12 protein-coding genes and 2 pseudogenes are annotated in these 10,492 nt (G+C 73.1%); all 14 read right to left on the bottom strand.

Annotated features, from left to right (window positions below; genetic code table 11):
- Positions 1-159: 159 nt before the first annotated feature.
- A complete protein-coding gene (locus ABZ885_RS28500) occupies positions 160-813 on the bottom strand; it encodes a hypothetical protein (protein WP_360194532.1) in 654 nt (217 codons plus the stop codon).
- Positions 810-1,355 carry a hypothetical protein gene (locus tag ABZ885_RS28505; protein ID WP_360194535.1) on the bottom strand — a complete coding sequence of 182 codons (546 nt, stop codon included), beginning with the start codon at positions 1,353-1,355 and terminating at the stop codon, positions 810-812. Before ABZ885_RS28505 ends, ABZ885_RS28500 begins: the two co-directional genes overlap by 4 nt.
- A 41-nt stretch (positions 1,356-1,396) precedes the next feature.
- Positions 1,397-1,969: a hypothetical protein gene (locus ABZ885_RS28510; RefSeq protein ID WP_360194538.1), complete on the bottom strand. Its 573-nt coding sequence runs from the start codon at positions 1,967-1,969 to the stop codon at positions 1,397-1,399.
- A 51-nt stretch (positions 1,970-2,020) separates the two neighbouring features.
- Entirely contained in the window at positions 2,021-3,181 is a 1,161-nt protein-coding gene (locus ABZ885_RS28515; RefSeq protein WP_360194541.1) for a DnaB-like helicase N-terminal domain-containing protein, read from the bottom strand.
- Positions 3,178-3,390, bottom strand: a complete 213-nt coding sequence (locus ABZ885_RS28520; RefSeq protein WP_360194544.1) for a hypothetical protein — start codon at positions 3,388-3,390, stop codon at positions 3,178-3,180. The genes ABZ885_RS28515 and ABZ885_RS28520 overlap by 4 nt, the downstream gene beginning before the upstream one ends.
- Positions 3,387-4,202, bottom strand: coding sequence for a hypothetical protein (locus tag ABZ885_RS28525; RefSeq protein ID WP_360194547.1), 816 nt, complete (start codon positions 4,200-4,202; stop codon positions 3,387-3,389). Before ABZ885_RS28525 ends, ABZ885_RS28520 begins: the two co-directional genes overlap by 4 nt.
- Before the next feature lie 118 nt (positions 4,203-4,320).
- A complete protein-coding gene (locus ABZ885_RS28530; RefSeq protein WP_360194550.1) occupies positions 4,321-4,686 on the bottom strand; it encodes a hypothetical protein in 366 nt (121 codons plus the stop codon).
- Positions 4,683-5,522 (bottom strand): hypothetical protein, encoded by an 840-nt coding sequence (locus tag ABZ885_RS28535; RefSeq protein ID WP_360194565.1) that lies wholly within the window; start codon positions 5,520-5,522, stop codon positions 4,683-4,685. The genes ABZ885_RS28530 and ABZ885_RS28535 overlap by 4 nt, the downstream gene beginning before the upstream one ends.
- A gap of 62 nt (positions 5,523-5,584) precedes the next feature.
- Positions 5,585-7,352, bottom strand: a pseudogene (locus ABZ885_RS28540) (TraM recognition domain-containing protein).
- Between the two features lie 105 nt (positions 7,353-7,457).
- The gene (locus tag ABZ885_RS28545; protein WP_360194553.1) at positions 7,458-8,144 is read right to left on the bottom strand and encodes a hypothetical protein; all 687 of its coding nucleotides are present in this window, start codon (positions 8,142-8,144) and stop codon (positions 7,458-7,460) included.
- Between the two features lie 54 nt (positions 8,145-8,198).
- Entirely contained in the window at positions 8,199-9,011 is an 813-nt protein-coding gene (locus ABZ885_RS28550; protein WP_360194556.1) for a DUF317 domain-containing protein, read from the bottom strand.
- Positions 9,012-9,029: 18 nt separating this feature from the next.
- Positions 9,030-9,485 carry a hypothetical protein gene (locus ABZ885_RS28555; protein WP_360194559.1) on the bottom strand — a complete coding sequence of 152 codons (456 nt, stop codon included), beginning with the start codon at positions 9,483-9,485 and terminating at the stop codon, positions 9,030-9,032.
- A 12-nt stretch (positions 9,486-9,497) separates the two neighbouring features.
- Positions 9,498-10,091 carry a hypothetical protein gene (locus ABZ885_RS28560; RefSeq protein WP_360194562.1) on the bottom strand — a complete coding sequence of 198 codons (594 nt, stop codon included), beginning with the start codon at positions 10,089-10,091 and terminating at the stop codon, positions 9,498-9,500.
- Positions 10,092-10,218: 127 nt separating this feature from the next.
- Positions 10,219-10,492, bottom strand: a pseudogene (locus ABZ885_RS28565) (hypothetical protein); the annotation flags it as partial.

Consider the following 10,492-nt stretch of genomic DNA (forward strand, 5'->3'; position numbering starts at 1 on the left):
ACCTCACGCAGGTGCCGCTGGTACGCCTTGACCTCGGAGGTGGGACGGTCGGAGGACGTGGTGGGACTCCATCGGATCAGGATCTGCCGGACGGCCGGCGGATTCGGTGTGTCAACGGGAGAGGCAGCAACCGGAACTCCGGCCGGCCGGGCGGGGGCGTCAGGTCCGCCGCAGCGGCACGACCGTCGCCGCCGGGGCGCCGGGGCGACCGGGCGGAGTCGGTGACTCGGAGGGCGGGGAGACCAGGACGAGAGCGGGCGAGCGGCGAAGCGCGGCGGCCACTCGGCGCTCGGAGTCGCCCGCTGCCGGTGGGCGGTCCTCACCCGGCACGGCGGAGAGGCGGCGGGAGGCGAGGGCGGTGACCTCTGAAGCGCCGGAGGCGGTGTCCACGCTCTCGCGCAGCGCTTCGGCCGCCGAGCGGACGGTGCTGCCGGCGGTTGCGAGACAGCGGCGGGCGCTGCCCAGCGCCTCGGGCGTCGGCACCGGGTCGGCGAGCAGGTTCGCGGCCCGGACCAGCGCGCTCTGGGCGATGGCGAGGGCGCTCGTCGTGGCGAGGAGGACACCGAGCCCGGCATCGGGGCCGGCGGTGTTCGTCGCGCGGAAGAAGCTCTCGTCCAGCGGAACCGTGATCAGCTCGTGCAGCCGCACCATCGGCCAGGCCAGATCGCGCACTTCGGGCAGCGGCTCGTGCGGCGCCGGGGCGGGGATGGCGCCCGCGAAGACGGCCAGCTGCTCGGAGAGATCGCCCAGCGTGTCGAGATCGGCCTGCCGGAGTCCGGCCGTCACGGGCGGGCGCGGAGGGTCGGTGCTCAACGGCGGCTCCTGGTAGGCCCGGTGGCGGCAGGCGCGGGTGCGTGCGCTGCCTCGACGGGAGCCTCCGGCGGGGCGAGCGGGAGCCGGTCGGTGAACGCCCGCACCTCCTCGGCCCCCTGGGTCGCGTACCGTTCGGCGCTCTCCAATGCGATGCCGGAGTGTTCGGCCTGGCGGCGGCGCAGCTCCGCGGCGGGGCTGCCCGGCTTGGCCGGGGTGCCGGTCGTGCACTGGATTGCGAGATCGACGGCGGCGCCCAGGTGCCGGTGGACGGTGGCGGCGCGGCGCATCGCGGCCTCGTACGCTCCGGCCAGCACCGCCGCGGACGGGTTGTCCGCGGCGCACCGGCGGTAGTGCTCGGCGTTGTGGCCGCAGTGCCGGATGAACGCCGCCGCTTGGCGGCACTGCTCCAGCAGGGCGTTCTGGTCGGGGACGCCGGGGACGGGTCCGGAAGGGGTCGCGGTGGCGTTGTGCCCCAGGGCGCGCAGCATCCCGGCGACCGCCTCCAGGTTGTTCCGGTAGGCGGACGGAGCGGTGTCGGACACGGCTCCGCCGAAGGTCGAGGGGCCCGCGCCAGCGGGGGGCCTCATCGGCGCCGCCCTGCGACGGCGGTGTGCTGTCCGGTGCGGGCCGGCAGTGACGCGACCGTGCGGGCGCCCGGGCCGGCGGCGGTGCGGGCGGTGGCGGCGACAGCCCGCGGGGCCGGGCGGTGGTCGAGGCCGGAGGCGGGGCCGGTGAGTGAGCGGGCGTCGCGGCGCAGGTCCTCGCAGGCGCCGTCGAGGGCGAGGCGGGTACGCGAGAGCGCCATGTTGAGCTGCTGGGAGCCGCGCTCGCGGACCTCCTCGGCGCGGGGGCCGCCGATGCCGTCGACCTCGAAGAGGCGGCCGGCCATCGCGGTGGCCCGGCCCAGCGCGCCGATCGCCTCGCCCAGTTGGGCGGTCGCCGCCGTCAGGGACCGGACGACGGCCCGGTCGGCGCTCTGGGCGTGGGGGTGGTGCAGGGCGGTGGTGACGTCCAGCAGGTCGTCCTGGCAGTCGCGGATCGCCCGGGTGTGCTCGGCGAGCTCCTGAAGACCCGGAAGGCCCTCTTCGCGGTAGGCGCGCGGGAGTTGGTGCTTGAGGGATTCGATGGTGTCGGCCGCCGCGTGGAGCCGGTGCACGGACTGGGCGCGGGGACGGGAGGCGGTGGGAGGCAGGTGGATCTCCGGAGGTCAGCGGCGGGAACGGGCGGCGGACTCGCCTGCCCGGTCGGCGGACCGGACGGGCGCGGCGTGCGGCGGGGCGGGACTGCGGCTCAGAGCAGCGCCCTTGCGGCGGGCGGTGCCGAGGACGACCGGCCCTGCGCGCTCGGCGGGGGTGGCGGTCGCGGCGCGCAGCCGGTCCTGCACGCGGTCGGCGGGGGCCAGCGCCCGGATCGCCGAGCCGAGCAGCGGACCGGCGGCGATGGAGGCGTCCAGCGCCATCACCCTCACGATGCCAGCGGAGGTGGCGGCGGCCCGCAGCAGCGAGGCGCGCAGGACGTGCTCCGCCCACCAGGCCGGGTCGCCGGGCATCCCGTCCGAGCAGATCTCCCGGACCCGGGCCACGGAGATCACGCCTGCGGCAAGCGCTCCGCGCCGCTGCACCTCCCACAGCACCGTCAGCTCGTCCAGCGGCTCGCGCCGGTGCGCGAGGGCGGCCATGGCCAGGAAGACGGCGCGGTGGCCGGGGTCGGCGAAGTCCTCGCCAGTGAGCCAGGAGGCGACCTCGGGGATCTGCCCAGGCGCACTGAGGAGGCTGGAGAGCAGCACCTGTTCGTGCTCCCGGGCGGCCTCGACCGCCTTGGGCGCGGTGCCCGGAGAAGGCGGGGCGGGAAACGGCCGGCCGGAGCGCTGGTCGATCGTTCCCCAGGCGTCGGCGAGGCGCTGGATCACGGCGTGCAGGGTGCCGGTCAGCTCGACCGTGGCCTCGACCGCATCCGCCTCGGCGGCGGCGAGCAACCGGTGGGCGTGCTCCTCCAGCGCCCGTCGGACGGCGGTCTCCAACACCATGCGGCCGTAGCTGGCCGTGTGCTCGGACCGGGGACAGGTGGCAGCCAGGGTGTGGCCGTAGCTGGCGGTGAAGCCGGGGACCTCACGGGCGGCGGTCGCGATGGCCGTCAGCGCCCAGTCCTGCTTGTGGTCGTCACCGGCCTCCGGGGCGAGGGCCGGGTGGCCGGCGGCGTGCTGGGCGAGCAGGATCGCAAAGAAGCCCTCGTGCGCCGGGCGGTAGAAGTGCCGCGGCTCCAGCCACCCCGCCAGCGTGCCGACCTGGGACGGATCGAGCAAGCACCCGCCGAGCACCGCCTGTTCGGCCTCCAGCTGGGGGCTCTGGTCCCGGTTGACCGGTGTCACTGCACGCTCACCCCCTCGCCCAGGAGGCCGGGAAGCAGCAGGTCGCGCAGCCGGTCCAGGTCCTCGGCAAGGGCCTCGTCGCGGATCGGGACGCGGCCCGAACCCACGGACAGGTACCAGCTGCCGTCCGCGCGGCTGATCGGCAGGAACGCCAGGTCGTTGTGGCTGATGTCAACTCCGTTGGGCAGAAGGCGAGATGAGGTGGTCAACGGGAGGGCCGTGCGGGTGTCGGCACGGCGACGGGGATCGTCGTGCCCGCGGAAGGAGGCGAGAGCGCCACCGGGGTGGCCCCGGCACGGGCCGCCGCCGAGCGCCCGGCCCGCGCGGTGGCGGGCAACGCGCCCGAGGGGTCGGCGGCCAGGTCGGCGGTAATCTCCTCGCGGATCGCAACCAGCGCCTGGGCGTGCTCGCGGAACACCTGCGCCCAGCCGGCCTGATCGGCCTCCTCGGCGCTCAGAGCGAGTTCGGTCAGCGCGGTGCCGACCCTGCCGAGCGCGGCCAGCCCGGCGGGGAGTTCGACCCTCCCGTTGTCCGCGGCCAGCCGCTCGCCCGTCAGCGGCAGCAGGCCGCTGTGGATCTCGCCCACCACTTCCCGCAGGACCTCGGCGTGGGCGAAGGCGCGGCCGGCCAGGCTCTTCGGGGAAGCCGAGCCGAGGTGGTCCAGCCGTCGCGCCATCCCGTCGAGCACGCCCAGGTGGGCAGCGGCGGTGAACTCCGGTGCGGGGGCGGGCACGAAAACGGCGGTGTACTCGGCGACGGCGTCCCGCAGGCGGTAGGCATCGACGCCTGCGTAGGTCAGCATGAATTCGGCGTTGTAGGCCGTGAGCACCCTGCCGCCGTCCCGCGCGGACGGCGCTCGCTGCTGTTCGTTGAAGACGGCGTGCTCAGCGAAGCCGAACCAGTTGGCGTCGACCTGGCCGGCGGCCGGGGAGATGATCCGGATGCGGATGCCGCTCCAGGTGTCGTCCCGGATGGTCTGGGCCAGCTCGGCGGTGACGACCATGTCGCCGCGCCGGGCCACCTGCCGCAGGCCGGTGACGGTGCCGTCCGGCAGGGGACAGATCAGCTGCAGGGCCTTGGCCCGGTCGACGTACCCGTTCCTGAGAGCCAGGGGGAACCTCCTGGTGGCGAGAGTGGAATCAGCGTGAGCGGGCCTGCTGCGGGGGCGGCCCTGCGGTGTGCACCGGCTTCGAGAGGGCCTTGGTGCGGGCGCAGGCGGTGCCGGCGGCGCAGGCGCGGGCCGCACGGGGCGGAGCGGCCAAGTCCCGTGCCAGGTAGTGGATTTCGTTGCCGACGTTCTCGATGGTGGCCGCGTGGGTGTCCAGGGCGGCGGCGGAGCGGAGGTCGCCCCGCTGCCGGAAGACCTCCGCAGCCGCCTCCAGGGCCTGGTGGAGCGGCGCGAGGAGGTCCTCCTCCACCGAGCCCAGGACGGCCCCGAGTTCGGCATCCAGTTCGGCGCGGTGCAGCCGGCCGAGGTGCGAGGCGTTGGCGGGCGGGCCGCTCACGCGACCGCCTCACCGGAGCGGCAGCTGAACGGGGAGCAGCCGTCCGACGGACCGTTCTCCAGCTCCTCCTCATGCAGGTCCAACTTCGTCTGCAGGGAACGGAGTTCGGTGCGGGTGAGCTTGTCGATCGGCGCCTGGTCGAGGGGCAGTCGCGAGCGGTGCAGGTACGCCTGCCCGAGCAGCGGCCTACCGTCGGCGTTGGCGCGGGCGTTGCCGGCGCGGATCGCGGCGTCGAAGTCCACCACGTCCGCCCATTCCTCGGGAGAATTGTCGCGGATTTCCCGCCACTGGGCATTTCCGTGGAATGGACAACCCAAACAGCTCGACTTCGGCGTGGAACCCCAGCCGTGCTCGGCGAGGAGCTTGAGGCAGTCCTCCCGCGACATGCCGAGGTCGATCAGCGGGAAGGTGTGCCGGGTGTACCGGACGTCGGAGTCCTTGGCCCGGTGGAATTCGTCGGTGCTGATGCCGATCCACTGCTCGGCGTACACCCCGTTCGGCACGCGGGCGGGATGCGGGTACCCTAGGATCTGGCGCACCTGACGCTTGATCGGCTTAATTTTATACTCGCCGGTACATTGCCGCCGCGTCATTCCCGGACTGCCATCCTGGTTAAGAATGTAGAGTGGCATCGAGGCGAAGCGGTGAGCGGGGTCAAGCGCATCCGTTCGGATGTTTCCGGACGATACGCGCAGGATCGGTATGTTGGCCGGGCGGGCGATCTTTCGCTCCACCTCGTCCAAATGCCGATAGACCTTAGCCGGTTCCCATCCGGTGTCCGAGAAAACGGCGTAGTCCAGTTTCGGAAGCTCACCCAGGGCCGACAGGAGAAGCAGGCAGGTCGATTGTACGCCCGCGCCGAGTGAAAGAATCCGAGTGGCCGGTTCGGTGGTGTAGATCATGCGGCACCGCCAGCCTTGGCCATCGCCCGCTCGGTGATCAGGGCGGTCTGCCGGGAGGACGCCGCGCCGACCTCGGCAGCCCCGGACTCCTTGTACCAAGGGCGCAGGGTCAGCAGCGCAGGGCGCAGGCCCGTCGCGAAGAGCAGCGCCGTCCCCTTTTTCAGAGCACGGATCTGGTCGGGCGGCAGAATGCGCTCCTGGCGCATACTGACGGAGGTGGACCGGCCCGATTCCGACGTGGAATGCGAAACCGTCTCCACGTCGTGGTCCCCGACCAGGCGCGACAGCTTGTCGGCGAAATCGGCGTCGTCGATTCCGGAGCCCACTAGTTTGACGGTGGCCGCGCTCCACATCGCGTCCATGCCGGCCTCGCCCCAGACTTTTTGGCCCTGGCGGTAGCTCTGGAGGATGGTGATCGGGATGACGCCACGAGACCCGAGGTGGGAATAGAGATCGGGGAGGTCGCCGATTTTGCACACATTCGCGGCCTCGTCCAGAATGGCCAGGAGCGGCGGGTCGAGACGTCCCCCGGATCGCTCGGCCTCGATAACCGCGGTGCGCATCACGGAATCCGCAGCAGCCGCGATCAGTGCCGATGCGGAGCCGCCGCCATCCTTGGACAGAAGGAACAGGGAGTCCTTGCGGGTGACGAACTCCTCCGGCTTGAACTCCGGCAGATCTGGATTCGGCGTGACCCATTTCGAAATCTGCGGATCGAGAAGGCATGCCGCATACTGGCGGGCCGTTTCGAAGATTCCGTCGCGGGTTTCCACCGCACCGGAGACGGTGCCCTGGAGCTGGTCCGCGATGGCGATCATCTGGTGGTCGCGCAGGATGTCGACCGGGGTTCGGTCGGACGGTACGGCGAGCCACTTGAGGACGTCGGTGATCGGCCGGCGGTCACAGCCCGCAGAGAGGAACAAGGCGCACAGGGTGTTCTGCGCGGCGGTGGACCAGAAGTCGCCCTGGCTCGACTCGTCGACGGCCGCGGCGACGAAGTGGCCGGCAAGCCGCCGCGCGCCGGGAAGGTCCTTGGCGTCGGCCAGGATGTTCCACCACATGGCCTGCGGGGTGTGGGCGATCTGCTGCGGATCCATCGTCCACACCCGCCCGGCCTCGGCCCGGGCCTCTAAGACAGGCCGTGTAGGCGTCCCGGGCCGCCTTGTTCGAGGTGCAGAGCACGGGCCCGGGCGCGCGCAGGATGGCCGGGACGGCGATCGAGGTGGTCTTGCCGGAGCGCGGCGCCATGATCGCGACCATGACGTCCTCCCAGTTGGAGCGGACCTCGGGGCCGCTCGGCGAGAGGTCGCCGAGCAGGACGCCGGTGTCATCCGGGCTGATCTCGCGCGGCTTGGCGTTGGAGAGGCTGGGACGCAGGTCGCGCGCCTTGGCGGTGATCTCGGCCGGCAGAAGCGGCGCAAGCTCGCTGCGGCCCGCGAGGCCGGTCGGCTTGCGGCGGTGCTTGGACCACAGCAGCAGGCCGGCGGCGCCGAGCGCGATCGACAGCAGCGCTGGGGCGACGCGGGTGCTGATCAGCAGCAGGAGCGGGCTGAGCTGGGGGAAGATCCGGTCGGGGTGCAGTGCGGCGTCGACCGGCTGGAACGGGGCCCACCGGATGGCGTCGGCGGTCGCGGCGGTGGCGGCGTTGCCGCCGAGCCAGGCGAAGGTGCCGAAGACGGCGACGATGACGCCAGCGCTGATGAGCGCGTAGAGGAGCGCGTCCGACCCGGGGCTGGCGGAAGGGGATTTGGGAGAGGCGGACAGGAGCTGGTTCCTTGGCGGGGGTTCGGCCTGCCGGGCAGGAGCACGCGGCGGCAGGGGCCCAGAGCGGGCGGGGAGCGGGCGGTGATCACGGCGGGAGCTGCGAGGTCAGCGGGAGGCGGAAGCCTTGGCCGACCTGGGTGCGCCGGAGGTTGCCGGGGCGGTGGTGGCACCGGTCAGGGCGGCTGGCGGTGCCGTGCGGGTGCGCGCGGCGGCGGCGCGGGGCGCGGCAGGGGCCGACGACTGCTCGTCGGTCTCGTCCGGGCGTGCCAGTTGGGCCTCGGCGATGCGGTAGCCCGCGGTGGTGAGCTGGGTACTTGCGTCCTGCAGGGCGGTCACCATGGCGGAGTCGGGCAGCAGCTCCTGGTTGGCGAGGGTCTCCAGCCGCTGGGAGGCGGTGTCCAGCAGCGCGGTGAGCCGCTCCAGCAGACCGGTCTCGGGGTCCATCACTGCGAGCGCCACCGTGGTGATGTCCTCCGCCGTGGTGGCCCGGTGGACTTGGGCGGTCGCCTGCACCAGCCGGGACTGGAGGTAGGCCAAGTCCCGTTCGCCGAAGGTGTTCTCGATCCTGCGGATCGGGAGCGGGGGCACCACACGGGTGGCGTATCCGGCGTCGGTGAGGAGCTGCTCGGCGAGACGGATGCGCTGGTTGACGTCGCCGTGGCCGGCGTCCTCGGCGGTGAAGATCGCACTGAGGCCCTCGTTGGAGAAGCCGGCGCGAGCGAGGAGGGTCCGGCTGGCCAGGTCGGTGGCCTGGGCCCAGGCGCTGCCGGTGGTGGTGGAGCCTTCCCGCACGGGGAAGCGGGCGAAGACAATCTCGGTGGGGTCGGGCAGGGGAATCCTTCCTGGTCAGCGGCGTGGTGGGTGGCCATGGCCGGGGTGGCGGGGGTTGAACATCGCGGCCATGTACTCGACGGCGGTGAACCGGCGGGCACGATCGGAAGGTCGGGCCGGCCAAGTCGCGAGCTTCGGCAGCGCAGCGGAGGACAGAACGCCGCGATGGCGGAGCACGGGGGTGGGGTCGGCGACGGCAGCGGCCAGAATCGCCGCGTACCGCACGGGTGTTGAGTGGCCGAGGACGATCGTCCACTGGTCGCGCCACTCGGGGCCGAAGGAGGATTCCGCCATCCAGGCGCCCACGCCCTTCCCGCAACGGTCGTCGGTCAAGGTGGGAAAGTAGGTGACGGTGGTGGTCTCGTCCGGTGACGCTAGGCGGACGAACTCGGGGTCGTCCTTGAGCTGCCATCCAGCCTTCAGCAGCGGGCGCCAGGCGGTTGTCGGTGAGGCGGTCGGCTCGGCGACGATCTCCTCCGGCATCGTGTACCGGTCGGCGGCGATGGCCTGGACGAAAGCTCCGACGATCTCGCCGGGGGTGTCCTGGCTGAATGTGGCCTGCCAGTAGGGCACTTGGTCCGCCGGGTGCTTGCGGACGCTGACCCGGTAGAGATGGAAGATTTGGTGGGGTTCCATGGCGATCTCGATGCGTCGGCACGGGCTGGTGGCGACGACCTGCGCGAGGGATCGATCGAACTGGTACGGCCACTCGTGGAGGTGGAGCAGCGGTTGCATGACCGGTAGGGGCCCGCGTCCGGCGAGGTGTCGGGGGCGGACGAGCAGCTCGTGCTCGTTGTACTGGGCTGCGGCCGGGGGTGAGGTGGTCAACGAGGGGTCCTCGGGGCGTCAGCGGTGAGGCGGTTCGACGATGCGGGAGTGCGGTGGCACGGCGAGGGCCGGGGCAAACTGGACCGACGCCGTCGTGCCGGCGGCCCGCAGTGCCGGGGACTGGACGGTGGCGGCCCGGCTGCGGGTGCTCTCGTCCGCGGCTTCGGCGATGGCGTCGGCGGTGGCAGCCGTGCGGAAGGCCGCGGCGGAGATGGTGGTGGCCTCGGTGAGCAGCGGCTCCCACAGGGGAGGCCGGTCGCCGTACTGCTGGGCGACCTGGCGACCGATCTCCGTGACAGCATCGGCTAGTTGATGAACTGCGCCGGGCATCAGGGTGAGGCCCAGCAGCACCTCGGCGGCCTCGTGGGCCGTCAGCGAGGGGGCGATCTCGACGATCTCTGAGAACGCGCGGCCGGCACGGGCGATGGCCTGGTTGGCGACATCGAGGGGCCCGGTGGTTCGGGCGTCGGTCAACGGTCCTGCTTTCTACGGGCGCCGCCCGGCTCGGGCCGCGGCGGTGACGACGGGAGAAGGGGCGGGGAGGAGACCTGTCCGGCGGCCGGTGGTCCCGGCCGCCGCCGCGTGGGGACGGCCGGTGACGGTGCTGCGGCTCTCGGCGAGCTGGCAGACGGCCAGGGCCAGCGAGCGGTCGCGGCCGGTGTCCACGACGGTGCCGTCCGGCCGGGCGAGCGGGGCGACGAGGCGGGCCTCGTGATCGCCGACGCGCAACAGTGCCCACCGGCATGAGGCCGGGTCGTCCTCGGCGGCGATGCCGGTGGCGGCCAGGATGCGCCGGGCGGTCGCCTGGATGCGGTGGTCCGGGGGGCTTGCGGCGTCGGGGTCGGCGCGCAGCGTGCACTGCCACACAAGGCGGGTGCGCAGGGCCTCGGCGGGCCCGGCCGGCGGCGGCAGGTGTGCGGCCAGTTCGGCGGCGAACGCCGCCTGGCCGAAGGCGGGCAGGTCCGCGACGGGGCGCCAGGCGTCGACGAGGCGCAGGCGGTGCTGCTGCTGGGCGGCGGCGGCCGTGGCGGAGGCGAGCAGGTCGCGGGTGGAGGCGTACCGGGCGATGGTCGGGTGCACGTCAGCGTCCCGGGGCTGCCGCGACGACCCGGCCGGCCGGGGTGAGCACCGGCTCCGCGGCGGGGGCGGTGCTGCTGGTCTGGCGGGCGGTGGACCGGGCGGTGGGGGGCAGTACGTCTCCTGACGGTCAGAGAGTGCGGGGCGTACGGGCGGGGCTCGGGATCGCCGCGGAGGCGGGGGCAGTTCCTGCCGGACCTCCTCTCGGAGAACCGGCGGTCGCGGCGGCGGCCCGCGGACAGGGGCGCAGGGCATCCAGCCCGTCGGACCACCGGGCGAGGTTGTCGGCCGTCCGACTCGTGCGGTCGGCGTCGGCGCGGATCCGGTCGACGAGGTCGTGGTGGCCGGGTGAGGTGGTGACGCGGACCTGGTCGGCGCAGGCCAGCAGAGTCTGCTCGATGCCG

The organism is Kitasatospora sp. NPDC047058 (assembly GCF_040643935.1).
In the GTDB taxonomy this organism is placed as follows: Bacteria; Actinomycetota; Actinomycetes; order Streptomycetales; family Streptomycetaceae; genus Kitasatospora.